This is a genomic window from Flavobacterium sp. (genome assembly GCF_036515215.1).
Lineage (GTDB): Bacteria > Bacteroidota > Bacteroidia > Flavobacteriales > Flavobacteriaceae > Flavobacterium.
The window spans coordinates 1-18,100 of record NZ_DATBVQ010000019.1 but is presented as its reverse complement, the minus strand read 5'-3'; the positions used below and the strand labels follow the sequence as shown (position 1 = coordinate 18,100).

The 18,100-nt window shown below is 36.7% G+C and carries 14 protein-coding genes and 2 tRNA genes; 10 read left to right on the top strand and 6 right to left on the bottom strand.

Features of this window, described 5'->3' with window-relative positions; translation table 11 throughout:
• A partial coding sequence (locus tag VIH09_RS01545; protein WP_331577168.1) for a carboxypeptidase-like regulatory domain-containing protein occupies positions 1-379 on the bottom strand: 379 nt, incomplete at its 3' end.
• Positions 366-1,103, bottom strand: a complete 738-nt coding sequence (locus VIH09_RS01540; protein ID WP_331577166.1) for a hypothetical protein — start codon at positions 1,101-1,103, stop codon at positions 366-368. The genes VIH09_RS01545 and VIH09_RS01540, both read right to left, overlap by 14 nt.
• 153 nt (positions 1,104-1,256) lie before the next feature.
• Here VIH09_RS01540 and pepE point away from each other — a divergent pair, with 153 nt between their 5' ends.
• Positions 1,257-1,964, top strand: a complete 708-nt coding sequence (gene pepE, locus VIH09_RS01535; RefSeq protein ID WP_331577164.1) for a dipeptidase PepE — start codon at positions 1,257-1,259, stop codon at positions 1,962-1,964.
• A gap of 33 nt (positions 1,965-1,997) precedes the next feature.
• On the opposite strand, the gene VIH09_RS01530 is transcribed toward pepE, so the two are convergent.
• From VIH09_RS01530 to VIH09_RS01520, 3 genes are all read right to left on the bottom strand, one after another.
• A tRNA-Gly gene (locus VIH09_RS01530) sits at positions 1,998-2,070 on the bottom strand.
• Positions 2,071-2,211: 141 nt separating this feature from the next.
• A tRNA-Gly gene (locus VIH09_RS01525) sits at positions 2,212-2,284 on the bottom strand.
• Positions 2,285-2,723: 439 nt separating this feature from the next.
• Complete coding sequence (locus VIH09_RS01520) at positions 2,724-3,446, bottom strand: murein L,D-transpeptidase catalytic domain family protein (RefSeq protein ID WP_331577162.1); 723 nt, start codon at positions 3,444-3,446, stop codon at positions 2,724-2,726.
• 192 nt (positions 3,447-3,638) lie between these two features.
• Between VIH09_RS01520 and VIH09_RS01515 the strand changes: the two genes are divergently transcribed.
• From VIH09_RS01515 to VIH09_RS01475, 9 genes are all read left to right on the top strand, one after another.
• A complete protein-coding gene (locus VIH09_RS01515) occupies positions 3,639-6,032 on the top strand; it encodes a DUF5916 domain-containing protein (protein ID WP_331577160.1) in 2,394 nt (797 codons plus the stop codon).
• 168 nt (positions 6,033-6,200) lie between these two features.
• A complete protein-coding gene (locus VIH09_RS01510; RefSeq protein ID WP_331577158.1) occupies positions 6,201-8,618 on the top strand; it encodes a DUF5916 domain-containing protein in 2,418 nt (805 codons plus the stop codon).
• Positions 8,619-8,759: 141 nt separating this feature from the next.
• Positions 8,760-10,277 carry a 2,3-bisphosphoglycerate-independent phosphoglycerate mutase gene (gene gpmI, locus VIH09_RS01505; RefSeq protein WP_331577156.1) on the top strand — a complete coding sequence of 506 codons (1,518 nt, stop codon included), beginning with the start codon at positions 8,760-8,762 and terminating at the stop codon, positions 10,275-10,277.
• Between the two features lie 140 nt (positions 10,278-10,417).
• Positions 10,418-11,095 (top strand): TetR/AcrR family transcriptional regulator, encoded by a 678-nt coding sequence (locus tag VIH09_RS01500; protein WP_331577154.1) that lies wholly within the window; start codon positions 10,418-10,420, stop codon positions 11,093-11,095.
• Positions 11,096-11,098: 3 nt separating this feature from the next.
• The gene (locus VIH09_RS01495) at positions 11,099-12,763 is read left to right on the top strand and encodes a peptidase domain-containing ABC transporter (protein ID WP_331577152.1); all 1,665 of its coding nucleotides are present in this window, start codon (positions 11,099-11,101) and stop codon (positions 12,761-12,763) included.
• A gap of 3 nt (positions 12,764-12,766) precedes the next feature.
• Positions 12,767-14,116, top strand: a complete 1,350-nt coding sequence (locus VIH09_RS01490; RefSeq protein WP_331577150.1) for an HlyD family secretion protein — start codon at positions 12,767-12,769, stop codon at positions 14,114-14,116.
• Positions 14,116-15,513: a TolC family protein gene (locus VIH09_RS01485; RefSeq protein WP_331577148.1), complete on the top strand. Its 1,398-nt coding sequence runs from the start codon at positions 14,116-14,118 to the stop codon at positions 15,511-15,513. The genes VIH09_RS01490 and VIH09_RS01485 overlap by 1 nt, the downstream gene beginning before the upstream one ends.
• Before the next feature lie 42 nt (positions 15,514-15,555).
• Positions 15,556-16,374, top strand: coding sequence for a type I methionyl aminopeptidase (gene map / locus VIH09_RS01480; protein WP_331577146.1), 819 nt, complete (start codon positions 15,556-15,558; stop codon positions 16,372-16,374).
• Positions 16,374-17,138, top strand: coding sequence for a methyltransferase domain-containing protein (locus VIH09_RS01475; RefSeq protein ID WP_331577144.1), 765 nt, complete (start codon positions 16,374-16,376; stop codon positions 17,136-17,138). Before map ends, VIH09_RS01475 begins: the two co-directional genes overlap by 1 nt.
• A gap of 55 nt (positions 17,139-17,193) precedes the next feature.
• Here the strand turns inward: VIH09_RS01475 and VIH09_RS01470 are convergent.
• On the bottom strand, positions 17,194-18,100 hold a 907-nt coding region (locus VIH09_RS01470; protein WP_331577142.1), incomplete at its 5' end, for an insulinase family protein.

Sequence of the window (18,100 nt, the reverse complement as noted above, 5' to 3'; positions counted from 1 at the left end):
AGGGCACAATTCCTAAATTTTCGGCGCTAATGCTTGGGTACTCGTTTACAATCACTTCTTTTAGTTCTATACTTTTGGGAATCATTTGAAACTCAATAACCGCTAGGGTTAAATCGCTATTATTTAACCGTCTACGTAAAGTTACGAGATTTAAGGCAGAAATAACCAAAATATCGCCCTCTTTTGCCAAAATAGAAAACATCCCGTTTTCATCCGTAATTGTCGCTCTTCCGCTGGTATCGTTCACGATATTTATTCCCCCAACGGCAGTTGTCTCAGCAATTATTTTTCCTTGAATTTTCTTTTCACCGACAGTTTGTCCAAAAATAATCTGAGAAAGTAGTATTAAAAAGAAGAGCAAAGTATTATTCGTTTTCACAAGCGATGATTTCGTTATATTTTGTGGCTAGCTCAGCTAACAAGAATTCGGTTGATGTTAGATTTTTGGAACTTAAAATTTTCGTAAACTGCTCATTTTCGACTGCGTAATATTCGAATCCCTTAACATAATCCAAAGGTATCTTTAACTTGTTTACGAAATGATTTTTATCAAACATATCATCCAATTGTTTCAAATAAGATTCTTTCTTTTCAATTTTAAGTTCTTTTTTAAGCATAGCCGTACGGCCTGAAAACAAATTAATGATAGGATCGAGCCCCATAGGATTCAATCCAACTGAACTTGCCGTTGCGTATTTACCTTCTGCTGCCGTATAGGATTTCTGATTTGCAGGAATAATTCCCAAGGAAACCGCATTGATATTGTCATAGTGCCTGATTACAACTTCGTTCAACTGATTCACTATGGGTTCCATTTGTACTGAAAACGGTTCTTGTTCAAAATCATGGGTAGTCAGAACAATCCGAATTCCTTTATATTGCGACGCCGAAAACAGTAACGTATCCCCAACAACTGCAGCTATTGAAAAATAACCATTCCCATCAGTAACAGTCCCCTGCTCCGTTTTTAAGTTTATTACATAGAAGCCCTCAAAATCTTTCACATCGGCAATAACCCTCCCGTTGAGTTTAGTGGTAACGGATACTTGCGCCAAAGCAGTAGCGGCGCATAAAATAAAAAAGACACAGCCAAATCTACTCATAAGCTTAGAGATAACATTCAATTAATCGTTGTAAAAGTATCCTAACCCCCTCCAAATTAATTACTAAGAACTTGGTAAAAAAATGTTAATAAAAAAACAGAAAAACAAGAAACTCGTTTTTATACCTTTAACCCCTATAAATACACATTGAAAATGAAAAATATAATAATAGCAAGTACGTCAACTCTTCATGGAGGCGAATATTTAGAGTACCTGTTGCCTGAATTAAGTAAGCATTTCAAAAACTGCAAGACCATCCTATTTGTCCCTTATGCAAGGCCCAGCGGCATATCACACGAGGAATATACCGCAAAGGCAGCTCTGGCTTTCGCCAAAATAAACCTGGCCGTAAAAGGAATCCATGAATTTGCAGATCCCATTTCTGCGATTGAAAACGCCGAAGGGATTTTTACCGGTGGCGGTAATACTTTTGTATTGGTCAATGAACTGTATAAAAACAACATCGCGACTGCGCTAAGTCAAGCCGTTAAAAAAGGGACTCCCTATTTAGGCACAAGCGCAGGTAGTGTGATTTGTGGATTGACGATGCAAACCACTAACGACATGCCTATTATTTATCCGCCGAGTTTTCAAACCTTGGGTTTGATTCCCTTTAACATTAACGCCCATTATTTAGATCCTGACACGCAATCAAAACACATGGGCGAGACGCGTGAAACCAGAATCAAAGAATTTCATGCGTTCAACTCTTTTCCCGTTTTAGGATTAAGGGAAGGAAGCTGGCTTGATGTAAAAGGGACTAAAATTAGACTCAAAGGAAGTTTATCGGCTCGACTTTTTAGACAAAATCAAATTGCTGAGGAAATTGAAAGCGAAACTGAGCTGAGTTATATTAAATAAAAAAGCCGAAACACAAATGTTTCGGCTTTGAAGAGCGAAAGACGAGGCTCGAACTCGCGACAACCAGCTTGGAAGGCTGGAGCTCTACCAACTGAGCTACTTTCGCATTAACAGGCTGCAAAGATACAAAATAATTTATCCGACGCAAGTTTTTTTTAAAATAAAAAAAATATCTGAAAAATGGATATCTCAATCCCTGTCAGGCTTAAAATAAAAAAGCCGAAACAGTTATGTTTCGGCTTTGGAGAGCGAAAGACGAGGCTCGAACTCGCGACAACCAGCTTGGAAGGCTGGAGCTCTACCAACTGAGCTACTTTCGCATTACTGAGTGCAAATATAGATAATAATTAAGCTTTGAAACAAGTTTTTTACCCTAAAATTTTACACAAAAACAAGGTTTAATTCTAACCGTTTTAAAATTAAATTGTTACAGACCTATTATTTAATTACAGGACAGACTTCATTGCAAAAATAACGACTTCAGAGGGCTATTCAGTCAGACAAAAGCTCCTTCTGCAAGGGAAACCAGCCTTAGCTGTCGATCCATTAAAGTCAAGAATTAGCCCAAACACGATCGTTCCTAAAACATTGTTCAAAACCACACCAGCAAAAAAAATTCCTTTTTTAAAACGAAAAAGTCTTTAGATAAAATCGTCGAACAACATTTTATCTAAAGACTCTTCTCTTATGACTGTCGGGAACTGAAGTTCGCCTCAATAGCATTGGTCTCCGCTTGATTTTTATTTTTACTGTATAAAATTAAGAAACTAATTTGGACGCCACTTTGTAACTCTCTGAAGGAAAATAAATGAACAAACAGGATTTATCTTTAATCGTTTGTATTATCTTGTCCGTCAACTCTAAAGGAATGGCAGGACAACCTAAGCTTCTTCCCAGCCTTTTATTATTTTGGATAAATGAATTTGAAACATACTCCGCGCCATGAATAACAACGGCTCTTGCCCGAGCATTACTGTTTATGCCTTTTTCCAAACCATCTAATTTCAAAGACTTGCCGTGTTTCCCGCTGTATATTTCTCCTGTGGCGTAAAATCCAAGACTGCTTTTATAGGATTCCGCTGAATTTGAAAAACTGCTTGCAAATTCATTGCCTGTGTTCCTTCCATGAGCGACCAGGGAATTGTACAAAATCGTATTTGTCGACAAATCGATTACCCACAATCTTTTAGAGTTTGATGACATACTAAAATCGATCAGTGTCAATATGTTTTTACTGACCAATCCTTTTTCTTTTAAAAGATAAAAGCCTTTTAAAGCTTCGGTGAAGCTTTCCAATTTAGGCAAGGCAAATTGATTGGAATTCAAACTATTGTAAATAGTTTCCTCATTATTTTCAGAAGTCGTTTTTATCACCGCAGCAATTTCAGCTTTCTTTACATTTTTAGCTTCAGAAAAAAATAATTTACTTGGAGAGAACGATAGAATTAATAACAATACAGCAGGGCAAATTTTGTATATCATTGATTTTAATTAGATTATATATTCAATTAAGTTTTGCAAAAGTATCAAAAAATACTTGACCACAGCATTAAAAGCTGTTTTTAAGGTATTTTTAACCTTATCCCGTTCGAGCTCCGCCACATAAAAAACATCGCAAACCTTTGTTTTTATGTTAATTATGTTATTTTTGTTTTGCCAAAATCACAATAAACAATGAGATTACAATACTTTTTACTTCCTTTTTTAATACTATTTAGCATAAACAGCTATTGTCAGAAAAAAGTCCTTTTTGCAAAGTCTACAACAGCTAACATTACAATCGACGGGAAGATAAATGAAGTAATCTGGGCCTCAGACGCGGAAATAGCTTCCGATTTCGTCATGTTTGAACCAGACAACGGCAAACCCATAAGCGAAGATAAAAAAACGGAAGTAAAGGTTCTTTATGACAATGACGCCATTTATGTTTCGGCCCTATTGTACGATAATGAGCCCGATAAAATTCAAAAGGAAATCACCAATCGCGATGTTTTTGGAGTATCCGACCATTTTTCGGTTTCGATCAATGGATTTAACGATGGCCAACAAGATTATAGATTTTACGTAAGTGCCGCAGGAGTTCAAATGGACTGTTTGGCAACAAAAGACGGTGAAGACTATTCGTGGGACGCAATATGGGACAGTAAAGTTTCGCTAACTGATTTCGGCTGGGTGGTGGAAATGAGAATTCCCTATGCCGCTTTGCGCTTCTCCAATGCCCAAAAGCAAACCTGGGGGCTGAATTTCATGCGAGAAATAAAACGAGATGTCCAAAAGTACACTTGGAACCATATTGACACTAAAATTGGCTCCATAACTGCCCAAGCGGGAATTCTTGAAGGAATAGAAAACATAAAACCGCCTACCCGCCTTTTCTTTATCCCTTACACTTCTTTCTATTATCAAAAAAATGAATTGGGCTCCGATAAAACTTTCAAAGCGGGCCTTGACATAAAATACGGAATAAATGATGCGTTTACATTAGACGTCATTTTAGTTCCTGACTTTGGACAAACAAAATTTGACAATGCCATTTTAAACTTGGAACCTTTTGAACAGAAACTCGATGAGAATAGGCCTTTTTTTACCGAAGGGACCAATTTGTTTAACATTGGAAATCTATTTTATTCCAGGAGAATAGGGGGACTACCGAGTTCTGTTCCAGAAACTGCAGCTAATGAAGAAATCACGAATTACGCAAGTAGCGTTGATTTATTTAATGCGATAAAAGTATCCGGACGAACAGAAGGCGGGCTAGGCATTGGCTTCTTGAACGCCATCACAGAAAAAACGTATGCAACCATTAAGAATATAGACACTGATGAATACAGAAAAGAAGTCATAGAACCATTGACCAACTATAATGTATTGGTTTTTGACCAACGTTTTAATCAAAACTCCTCAGTTTCTTTTGTGAACACCAACACGACCCGAAATGGAGGATTCAGAGATGCAAATGTTTCCGCCGCACTGTTTGACTTGAGCACCAAAGCCAATTCTTATAATTTCTTTGGTGATCTTAAATACAGCACCATTAATGACATCGAGGATTATGACGGAATTAAAACTTCATTGAATTTTGCAAAAACAAGCGGGAAGTACAGGTACCTCCTTTCGGGAAAATACATTTCAAAAAATTACGATGTAAATGACCTTGGGATCATTTTTTACACCAATTACCAGAGTGCTTTTGCCAATGGCAGTTACAGAATAGTAAATCCCACAAAATTCTTCAATACATTTAAAATTGAGCAGGAATTAAATATAGAAGTTCAAAACACAACCGGTAAAACACAGGAAGCCTGGTATAGAACATACATAAAGGCAACTACTTTAAAAAACAACTATATTGAATTCCTTTTTCAATTAAACCCTTTGGACCGATTTGATTTTTTCGAGCCCCGTGTCGATGGCCGATTTGTATACATTCCGAAAAGTGCGCTCTTATATGCTGCATTTGTCACCAATCAAAACAAGCCCTTTACCTATGAAGTCGAATCTGCCATTACCAAATTTGACGAGGACCAAAGGGTTAATTATTTGCTTAACGGAGGCGTAAAATACAGATTCAACACTAAATTTTCATTGGCTTATGATTTCCAATACACCCATAAAATAAATGACCGGGGATGGGTAGGATTTGATAACGAAGACATCATTTTTGGAAAAAGAGATAGAGAAATACTTCAAAACAACATTACCGGTAAATATGCGATTAACACTAAGATGACTTTAAATCTCACCGGTAGGTATTATTGGTCCTATTCGGACAATCATGCGTTTTTCACATTACAGGACGATGGTTACCTGAATCCGAACAATGACTATTCTTTGAATAAAAACAGAAATTTCAATTCTTGGAACTTTGATTTATCCTACTCCTGGTGGTTCGCTCCGGGAAGCGAACTTTCGGTCCTGTATCGCAATTATTCACAGGTAGGTTCCGGCACCGTTGAGAAAAGGTTTAACACCAATCTTAAGAACGTTTTTGACGCTGACATGACCAATATCTTATCCGTTAGCTTTCGTTATTTCATTGACTATAACGTCGTGAAAAACCTGTTTTAAAAGCTGTAGCAAAACCATATGATGAGATTGATTAACAAACGTTTTTCAATCTCATTTTTTTATATAACAAATTGTCTTTCGATTTTTTTTAAATAAACTGTAACAATTCCGCCAAAGTGCAGTCTATTATTATTAGAATCATCAATCATCTATATCAATCAAATCTATATGAGAAAACTACTTCTTATAGTTCTTCTTTTTATTTCAGTTGTTGCACACAGCCAAAAAAAAGCACTTCAAACGAAAGTTACATCTGAAAGCTTAACCATTGACGGAAAATTTGACGAGCCCGTTTGGCAGTCTGCCCCTATAGCAACTGATTTCGTAATGTTCAGGCCGGATAACGGGAAAGCCATACCCGAAAATAAAAGAACAGAGGTGAAAATTGTTTATGATAACGATGCCATTTATGTGGCTGCATTACTATATGATGACCAACCGGACAAAATTTTAAAAGAGATCACTAAACGTGACGTATTTGGAGCTTCCGATCTTTTTGGAATCTTTATAAACGGGTATAATGACGGACAGCAAAATTTTCAATTTATCGTTAGCGCGTCAGACGGACAGGCCGACTCCGTAACAACTGATACTACTGGGGATGATTATTCGTGGGATGCCATTTGGAAAAGCAAAGCGATAATAACCGAATTTGGTTGGGCCGTAGAGATGCGAATTCCCTATGCCGCTCTGCGTTTTTCTGGCGAAAGCAAGCAGACTTGGGGCCTGAACTTTTGGAGAGAAATACAGCGAGACAGACAACAATACTCATGGAATTTTATCGATTCGAAAATTGGCACTTTCACGCAACAAAACGGAACCCTTGAGGGAATCGAAAACATAAAAACCCCTACACGACTCTTTCTTTTACCCTATTCTTCTTTTTATGCCCATGCAAGCAAGGGACAAAAAACGTACGGCACACTTAAGGGCGGCTTGGATTTAAAATACGGCATCAACGATGCCTTCACGCTCGACATGATTCTTATTCCCGATTTTGGACAAACAAAATATGACGACCAGATACTGAATCTGGGGCCTTTCGAACAGCAATTCAATGAAAACAGACCATTTTTTACGGAAGGTACGGATTTGTTCAGCAAGGGAAATTTAGTGTATTCCAGAAGAATTGGCGGAAGCCCCAGCATTTACCCAACTAAAGCCACAAATGAAGAAATCATCGACAATCCCTCAAGCGTAAACCTGATCAATGCGCTAAAAGTCTCTGGAAGAACAAAGGACGGCTTAGGAATAGGAATTCTAAATGCGGTCACTGAAAGGACCTTCGCAACAATTAAGGACACGGTCACGCAAGCAACAAGGAGAGAAGAGGTGGAACCTTTGTCAAACTATAACGTAATGGTTTTGGACCAGAGGTTTCGCAAAAATTCCTCCGTTTCATTTGTAAACACGAACGTAACCCGAAACGGAAGTTTTCGTGACGGAAATGTTTCTGCATTGGTGTGGGATTTGAACACCAAGAAAAACACCTATAACCTTTCCGGAAATTTCAAGTACAGTTATATCAATGATGCTGAAGATAAAAAAGGAACAGCAACATCCTTGAACCTTCGGGAAACCTCGGGGAAATACCGGTACAGTCTAGGGACTGAAATTGTGTCAAAAAACTTCGATAACAATGACTTGGGAATCAACTTTGAAACAAACTACTATGCCATTTACGGAAACGCAAGTTACAGAATATTAAATCCCACAAAATATTTCAATTCATTCAATTCAAATATTAATATGTACACCCAGTTTCAAAAGGAGACAGGTAAAATTCAAGGCAACAACATTAATCTAAACATCAATTCGAATAATAAGCAAAATCATTATTTTGGTTTTGGGTTAAACGCCAGTCCACTTGAATCCTATGATTATTATGAACCCCGAACAGAAAACAGGTTTTTAATTTCCCCAAAACGCTATGGGGCATGGTTTTATTTTTCTTCTAATTACGCCAATAAATTCGCATTGGATATCAATCCCACCATTGCGGTATTAAGCGAGCCTGGCAGAAACTCCTTAGGTTTTGACTTGAGCCCGAGGTACCGTTTCAACGATAAATTTTCATTGGTATACAACTTTAATTTCTTTAGACAAAACAACAATAAAGGATATGTAGACAGCATTGATGATGATTTAAATCCATCCACCGCTAACACCATTGTTTTTGCCAATCGTAACGTAATTACATATTCCAACTCACTAACAGGAAAATATTCCATTAACAGCAAGATGACTTTTAACCTTGCCTTGCGCCATTATTGGTCCTATGCTGAAAATGAAAACTTTTTATCGTTGGAACAAAACGGAAGACTGATGGATTATACCAGTTACACCGAAAATAAGAACTCTAATTTTAGTTCTTGGAATGCTGACCTTTCTTATTCTTGGTGGTTTGCTCCGGGTAGTGAAATTTCAATCTTATACAGAAACAATGCAGCCAATTTTCAAAGAGAAATAGACAAAGATTTCGGAAGAAAAGTCACTAATTTGCTGACCAATGATGAACTAAAACACGTTTTTTCGATTAGTGTCCGTTATTTTATTGACTATAATCAGGTGAAAAACAAATTCTAACTTGCATTTATTTTATAAAAACATCCCTTCCGTAACTAAATTATAATTTTTGGGCTGCGTTAATTCCTTAATGCGTAATAGTAGTTTTGATTAGTTCGAACATTTTTAGAAATACTTTACCTTTGTGTAAAATATATTCCAATGAACAAAAAAGTAATTCTAATGATATTGGACGGTTGGGGCAAATCCCCTGACCCTAAAGTATCGGCGATCGATAATGCAGATGTTCCCTTTATAAATAGTCTGTATAAAAAATACCCTAATGCCCAACTAAGAACTGACGGCTTAAATGTAGGCTTGCCGGAAGGACAAATGGGCAATAGCGAAGTTGGCCACATGAATTTGGGCGCGGGCAGAATCATATATCAAGATTTGGCTAAAATAAACCTGGCTGTCGCCAATAAAACTTTAGCGAAGGAACAAGTGCTTAAAGACGCTTTTCAATACGCCAAAGACAACCATAAAAAAGTACACTTTTTAGGACTGGTTTCTGATGGTGGCGTTCACTCCCATACTTCCCATTTACGAGGACTGATTGATGCAACACAAGAGTATGGATTAAAAGAGGTATTCGTTCATGCTTTCACGGACGGACGCGATGTGGATCCGAAATCCGGAAAAAGTTATATCCACAATCTAGAAAATTACATAGCCAATACTACTGTAAGAATAGCATCGGTAATTGGTCGATATTACGCGATGGACAGAGACAGGCGTTGGGAAAGGGTAAAACTTGCCTACGATTTATTGGTAAACGGACACGGAACCCCTTCCAAAAATTTAGTTTCTTCAATTGAAGAAAGCTACGAGGCTAATATCACTGACGAGTTCATCAACCCAATAGTAATGGTGGACGAAAACAACAAACCTCTTGCCACTATCGAGGATGAAGATGTAGTTATTTTCTTCAATTTCAGGACTGACAGGGGAAGGGAACTTACTGAAGTTCTTACCCAAGTGGATTGCCATGAGCAAAACATGCACAAATTGAATTTGTATTACGTTACCTTGACCAATTATGACGAGACCTACAAAAACGTCAAAGTGGTGTACAATAAAGACAATATCGAGGAAACATTAGGCGAAGTTTTAGAAAAACACAATAAAACCCAAATCAGAATAGCCGAAACGGAAAAGTATCCACACGTTACATTTTTCTTTTCCGGTGGTAGAGAAATCCCTTTTAGAGGCGAAAAAAGAATTCTGAAAAATTCCCCTAAAGTAGCCACTTATGATCTGCAACCTGAAATGAGCGCATTTGAACTTACGGATGCATTGGTTCCAGAGCTTGAAAAAGGGGATGTGGATTTTGTGTGCCTAAATTTTGCCAATGGAGACATGGTGGGTCATACGGGAATTATGCCAGCGGCTATTAAGGCATGTGAAGCCGTCGATAAATGTGTAGAGAAGGTGATTACGGCGGCTCTGGCCAATAATTACACTACCATTATAATCGCAGACCACGGGAACTGCGAAACCATGATTAATCCTGATGGAAGCCCAAACACGGCACATACCACTAACCCTGTGCCTATAATTTTAGTTGACAAAAATTTGAAAGAGATCCATGACGGTGTCTTAGGCGATATCGCACCAACCGTTTTAGAATTGATGGGCGTTGAAAAGCCGGCAGTAATGACTTGTCATTCGCTATTATAAAAACAACAAGGGCATTAAAACCCAAATAATCCATAAATTAAGCTGTCCTTATTGGGACAGCTTTTTTTTTATGAATAAAAGGTTAAACTATTTTTTTTTCGATAGTATTACTATTACATTTGCATTAAATAATGTTAGTTATGAAGGATTTAATGTCAACCATTAAGATACAAGTCAACGAGAAGATCTATGTAAAAGACCCCGAAACCTCCCTATTAGGAAAAAAAATCATCCAAGAAAGTATTCTTCTAATTGATGAAATAGGTTTTGATAATTTTACTTTTAAAAAATTAGGCGCGAAAATTGGCTCTAACGAAAGCTCCATTTATCGCTATTTTGAAAACAAACACAAACTATTGGTGTATCTTTCTTCTTGGTATTGGAGTTGGATGGAATACAAATTGTTTTTTGCCACAACCAACATCGAAGATGCATTCGACAAACTAAAGAAAGCGATCACAGTTGTAACTGAAAAGATAGAGGACGATAAAGCCACAGAACACATCAACGAATCGATTTTAAACAAAATAATCATAGCCGAATTCACAAAAACACTTCACACCAAAGAAGTTGATCAGGAAAACAAGGAAGGTTTCTTTTTGATATATAAAAGGGTAATTATTCGAATTGTTGATTTAATCGTTGCCGTAAACCCTGACTATCCATTTGCAAAAAGCCTTGCTTCAAATATAATTGAGGGCGCACTGCATCAGCATTTTTTAAGAGACCATTTAACTACGATTACAAATTGTAACGAAAAGATTAGTCCAACTGATTTTTACCTCAACCTTATCACAACTGTTTTAAAAAATAAATAGACAATGACTCCATTAAAAAGATTTTACAATTTATTAGAGCTGGACAAAAAAGACATTTCACAACTGTTCTTTTATGCGATATTTGCCGGATTAGTTAGCTTGTCACTTCCTTTAGGCATACAAGCTATTATCAATTTCATACAATCAGGCCGTGTCAGTGTCTCATGGATTGTGTTGATATTTCTAGTTGTAATGGGAGTTGCTCTTGTGGGAATTTTATCCTTAATGCAACTTAGAATAACAGAAAATTTGCAGCAAAAAATATTTGTTCGCTCCTCATTTGAATTTGCGGTGCGATTACCCAAAATTAAATTTGAAGAACTGTATAATACGTATCCGCCAGAGTTAGCTAACCGTTTTTTTGATACAATGATTATTCAAAAAGGTACTTCAAAATTATTAATAGACTTTTCTGCAGCCTTACTTCAGATTGTCTTTGGAGTAATATTGTTGTCACTATACCACCCCTATTTTATTATATTTGGTATAATGCTGATTCTTTTGCTGTTTTTCATCTTTAAACTATCCTACAAGCCTGGTTTGGAAACCAGTTTGAAAGAATCGAAAAACAAATATAAAGTAGCAGGATGGCTTCAAGAAATGGCTCGTAATAATTACAGTTTTAGGAACCAACTCAATTTTGATTATGGTCTTCAAAAAAATGACCACTTAGTTACTGAATATCTGCATTACCGAGAGAAACATTTCAACGTTATAAAAAGACAATTTACCCAACTAATTATTTTTAAAGTAATTATTACCACAAGTTTACTTTCAATTGGAGGGTTTTTGGTTGTCTCACAACAAATGAATATTGGGCAGTTTGTCGCTGCTGAAATCATCATTTTATTAGTCATTAATTCTGTTGAAAAAATCATTCTTGGCCTGGAAACTTTTTATGATGTATTGACATCTGTAGAGAAAATTGGACAAGTAGCCGATTTAAGTTTAGAAGAAGAATTCGATAACGAAAGTACCAACTATTGTTACGCTGACATCACATTAGAAACAGAGAAGATACAATTCAAATTCCCAGATTCAAAAAATAAGATTCTAAACGACATTTCATTGAAAATTGATCAGGGCGAACGAATTTTTATTAATGGCGAAAATGGTTCTGGTAAAACAACACTGATTCGAGTACTGTCAGGACTATTAAAACCTACCTCCGGCAGTTTCTATATAAATGACGACACTTTCAAAAAAGTTGATTTAAAACAATACCGTTCACAAATAGGAAGCATCATCTATGGAGAATCCCCTTTTGAGGGAACTTACTTGGAGAACATAACATTTAATGATAAAAACATCAATCAAGAGGATTTGAAATGGGCACTTGACGGCGTACAATTAACTTCTTTTATCAAATCGTTACCAAAAAGTTTAGATACTCATATATTCCCCGAAGGAAGACAATTATCATCATCGAATGCACGAAAAATCTTATTGGCACGAAGCATAATTCATAAGCCAAAAATTCTTTTCTATGAGGATCCGACCGACACTATGGATGAAAAAATTGCTAACGAAATCATTGATTTCATCACCGCCAAGGAGCACAAATGGACCATTATAGTTTCTTCAAAAAACCCTTATTGGAAAACAAAATGCAACAGAGAAATTATCATGCAAAACGGAAGTATTCAACAAGACTCAAAAAACCTATAGGTTATGCTAAACATATCTGACAACAATAAAACGAATTCTCCAAGTTTACAAAAGTTTGAAACTATAAAGAATCTGAATTCAAATTCGAACTCAAAGATTTTAAATAGAATTATCGTCTCCGTTTGTATTTTAGGAATACTAATACTGTTTCTTCCTTGGACTCAAAACATCTCTGGATCCGGTTCTGTGACAACCTTAAAACCAAATCAAAGGCCACAATCGATTCAAAGTGTTATTTCTGGACGAATAGAAAACTGGTACGTTCAAGAAGGTGATTTTGTAAAAAAGGGAGACACTATTCTTTATATTTCAGAAATAAAAGAGGATTATATGGATCCTAATTTAGTCGCCAACACCAAGAAACAAGTCGACGCTAAAAAGATGTCTTTAGAGTCCTATGGTTCAAAAGTCACAACATTGTCAAGCCAAATTAAATCTATTGAAAGTGAGAAAAATCTAAAATTAGAACAAGCGCAAAACAAAATAAAACAGTCGCTTTTAAAAATAAAAAGTGACAGTATAGACCTTGTTGCCGTAAAAACACAACTCAAGATAGCAAACACTCAATTTGATCGCACGGTTCAATTGAATAATGAAGGACTCAAACCTTTGACTGATGTCGAAGACAAAAGACTAAAACTGCAAGAAGTACAAGCCAAAATTATTACCCAAGAAAACAAATTCCTTACTAGCAAAAACGAATACATCAATTCAAAAGTAGAAACGAATCGAATTATCGCTGAATACTCAGAGAAAGTTTCAAAAGCACAAAGTGATCAGTACACTGCATTAAGTAATCAATTTGATACCGAAGCACAAGTCAACAAACTGGAAAACCAGTACGCAAATTACAGCATTAGAAACGGTATGTACTATATAACAGCACCCCAAAGCGGCTATGTCAATAGGGTGCTTCAAGCCGGAATAGGACAAACAGTAAAGGAGGGAACCCCTATCGTGAGCATTATGCCCGCCCAATATGACATTGCTGTTGAAACCTACGTTGACCCGATAGATTTGCCGTTAATCAACAAAGGCGAAAAAGTCAGGATCTGGTTTGACGGATGGCCTACAATAGTATTCTCTGGATGGCCTGATGTTTCCTATGGGACTTTTGGAGGTAAAATTGTTGCCATAGAAAATTTCATAAGCGACAACGGAAAATACAGAATATTGATTGCACCGGACAAAGACGAAGCCGCTTGGCCTCAAAAAATAAGTATAGGTTCTGGGGCCGAAACCATTGCTTTGCTAGACACAGTCCCTATTTGGTTTGAAGTATGGCGAGTTTTAAATGGCTTCCCACCAAATTACTACAAAACGGACTCAAAAATAGCTAAAGAGAAAAAATAATGAAATCACTTCTAATCATTTTACTGTTGTTTAGCTCCTTTGTTTTTGGGCAGGCTTCAAGCGAAAGCTTATCTACAGAGTTTACTTATAATGAGTTCTTGGGATATGTGAAAAAATACCATCCCTTAGTCAAAAATGCTAATTTAGAAATCAACAAAGCACAAGCTAATTTAATGATGGCCCGTGGTGGGTTCGACCCAAAAATCGAAGTCGATTTTAAGGAAAAACAGTTCAAAAACAAAGAGTATTATTCGATTCTAAACAGTAGTTTTAAAATCCCAACCTGGTACGGAATCGAGATAAAAGCAGGATTTGACAACAATGAAGGAATCTATTTGAATCCCGAAAACACCGTTCCTAACAAAGGTTTAACGTCTCTGGGAGTTACAGTTCCATTGGGGCAGGGTTTGTTCATTAATCAAAGGATGGCTGATGTACGCAAAGCAAAAATTCAAATAAAATTGAGTCAAGCCGAGAGAAAACTCCAGGCAATCGCCGTTCTATATGACGCCTCATTAGCTTACTTTAACTGGAAGAAGACCTTCAATGAAGTAAAACTATACGAAACTTACAATACGAATGCACAGATTCGTTTTGACGGAATTAAATCCTTGATAAAAGCGGGAGACAAACGTGCAATTGATAGTATTGAAGCTGGAATAAGCGTAAAAAACAGACAGCTAAGTCTTGAAGATTCCAAACTAAAATTGAACAAAGCGAAATTAGAACTGTCTAATTTTCTTTGGCTGGAAAATTCCATTCCGCTTGAGCTTTCTGATGCACTCAGTCCAGAATCAGATTTAGAAGGAACGATACAGGAAACACTAAAGACAAATGATTTATTAAATAGTGAATTTAGACTAGAAAATCATCCAAAAATAAATAGTTTAGAAAATAAGATTGAAATTTTGACTGTTGAAAAAAAGTTGAAAGCAAACATGCTCTTACCCAAAATTGACATTGGATACAGCTATTTAGCAGAACCAAGCTATATTGACAATTATCAATTTGAAGACTATAAAATAGGATTAAACTTTTACTTTCCTTTGTTTTTGAGAAAAGAACGAGGCGGTTTGAAATTGGCCCAATATAAAATCCAAGAAACAGAATACCTTTTAAATTTGGAAAAAGTTCAACTTTCGAATAAAATCAGTGCTCAAAAAACGGAGATCATATCACTCGAAAAACAAAATGAAATTATAAAGACATTAGCAAAAGACTATGCCATGATGCTAAAATCAGAGGAACGTCTCTTTTCTTTTGGCGAAAGCTCCCTGTTTTTGATAAACAGCCGGGAGAGCAGTTTGATCAGTGCACAATTAGCATCAATTGCATTAGAAAACAGATATTTCATCTCCAATTCCGAGCTTTTTAAAATTATGGCCAACCCTGATTAAATAATTTTAAAATCGTACTTTTGCAAACTGAAAATTACAAATATGATTATAGTAAAGTCCCGTGAAGAAATAGAATTGATGCGTGAAAGCGCCTTAATCGTATCGAAAACATTAGGAATGATTGCCTCCGAAATAAAAGAAGGCGTTACCACTCTATATTTAGATAAATTAGCCGAAGAATTCATTCGTGACCACGGTGCCGTTCCTAGTTTCCTTGGTTTGTACGGTTTCCCAAACTCATTATGCATGAGTCCGAATGCACAAGTGGTACACGGAATACCTAACAATACGCCTCTTGAGAGCGGGGACGTAATCTCTGTTGATTGCGGCGCTTACAAAAACGGCTACCACGGTGATCACGCCTATTCTTTTGAGATAGGGGAAGTTGCACCAGAAACTAAAAAGTTATTGCAGATAACCAAAGAGTCCCTTTATGTTGGAATCCGCGAATTCAAAGCCGGAAACCGCGTGGAAGATGTTGGAAACGCAATTCAAAAATATACAGAAGCCCATGGCTACGGAGTCGTTCGCGAACTGGTGGGACATGGCCTTGGTCAAAAAATGCACGAAGACCCTGAAATGCCGAACTACGGAAAACGTGGCCGCGGTAAACTTTTCGTTGAAGGAATGGTTGTCGCTATCGAGCCTATGATCAACATGGGAACCAGAAATATCAAACAACACAAAGACGGCTGGACAATAACTACCGCTGATAATAAACCAAGTGCTCACTTTGAACACGATGTAGCTCTTATTGACGGTAGACCAGAGATACTTTCTACTTTCGCGTATGTGTACAAAGCATTGGGCATTGTAAGTAATGAAGAAGATGAGTTTAGAAAAAATCCATTAGTACTATAATGAAAAAACTTTTCAAACTCGTACTCAATACTATTCCACGTCCTATTCTTATTCGCTTAAGTTATGTGGCGAGACCCGTTTTAGCTTTTGCTTTAAAAGGAAATACTTTCACTGATCCTATTGACGGAAAAAGTTTTAAAACGTTCTTACCTTATGGTTATGGGACTCAACGAAACAATGTGCTTTCGCCAAGCACGCTTTCGCTGGAAAGACACCGTTTACTTTGGTTGTACCTCAACGAAAAAACTGATTTTTTTACGGCTCCAAAAAAAGTCTTGCATTTTGCGCCGGAACAGGCCTTTTACAAACTGTTCAGAAATCAGAAAAACCTGAATTATACCACAACAGACTTGTTTTCGCCATTGGCAGACGTCAAAGCAGATATTTGTTACTTGCCTTTTGAGGACAATCAATACGATGTTATTCTTTGCAATCACGTTCTGGAACATATTCCTGACGACACAAAAGCGATGCAGGAATTGTACCGCGTTTTGAAACCTGGCGGAATGGCGATTTTGCAAATCCCACAGGATCTGTCAAGAGCAGTAACATTTGCAGACGATTCCATCACAGACCAAAAAAAGCGAGCGGAAATATTCGGACAATACGATCACGTGCGCATTTACGGACGCGACTATTTTGATAAGTTGAGAAGTATTGGTTTTACAGTAATCGAAGAAGATTACACCAATAAAATTGATCCCGAACTAGTGGAGAAATACTGTTTGGCAAAGGGAGAAATTATCCCCGTTTGCTTTAAATAAAAAAATGCCCGCTAAATTTGATTTTAGCGGGCATTTACAATTTTATAACAATCTATTATTTTTGAACTTCCGGTAACAGCATAGCAACTACTTTGTCTTTGGTAAGATATTTTTTAGCGACTGCTTGAATATCTTTGGCAGTAATCTTATTGATTGCTTCCTCCATTTGTAAAATTCTATCAGGACTCTTTCCGTCAATATAAGACTGAGTAAAATTACTCAACCAGAATCTATTTTCCTTAATATCCTTTTTATAGTCTAACAATTCAGCTTGTTTGAATTTAGTCACATCTTTTTCGTCAGGACCGTTGTCAATAATTTTTTGCAACTCATTCAAGGCTGATGCAGTTAATTTCTCGGCATTTTCTGGACCACAAGGAAAACCTATTCTGAAATTAAAGGAACCATTTGGAATTTTTGTCATGCTACCACGAGCGCTTACTCCATACACACCCGCTTCATTTTCTCTTAACTCTTCAATTAATTTGATAGTTAACACTTCGCCTAATGCTTGCATCGCTAAAGCCTCTTTGTCCGAATAAACAGCGTCTCCATAATACATAATAGAAACAGTGCTTTTTGGATCAGCACCTTTATTGATTACTTTTTTCAAATCTCCTTTTAGCATTCTGTACCCTAAATCGCTTACGACATCCTCTTTCTTAGTTGATGGTAATGAAGCAATGTATTTAGTAGCAAAAGTCTCCATTATTTGATCGTCTACGTTTCCAACAAAGAAGAATTCAAAGTCGCCTGCATTAGCAAAACGCTCTTTGTATTTTTTATAAGCCAATTCATAATCCGTTTGTGCCCATGTTTCATCTGTTGGAACAATTCCGTTAAACCTAGGATCTTCTTTCATCAAATAGGCATACAATTCTTGTTGGAAAAAGAAAGAAGGTTGTGAAGCCATATTTTTATAGAAAGCAGATTGTTTTTGCTTAAAGCCTTCATAAGCTTCT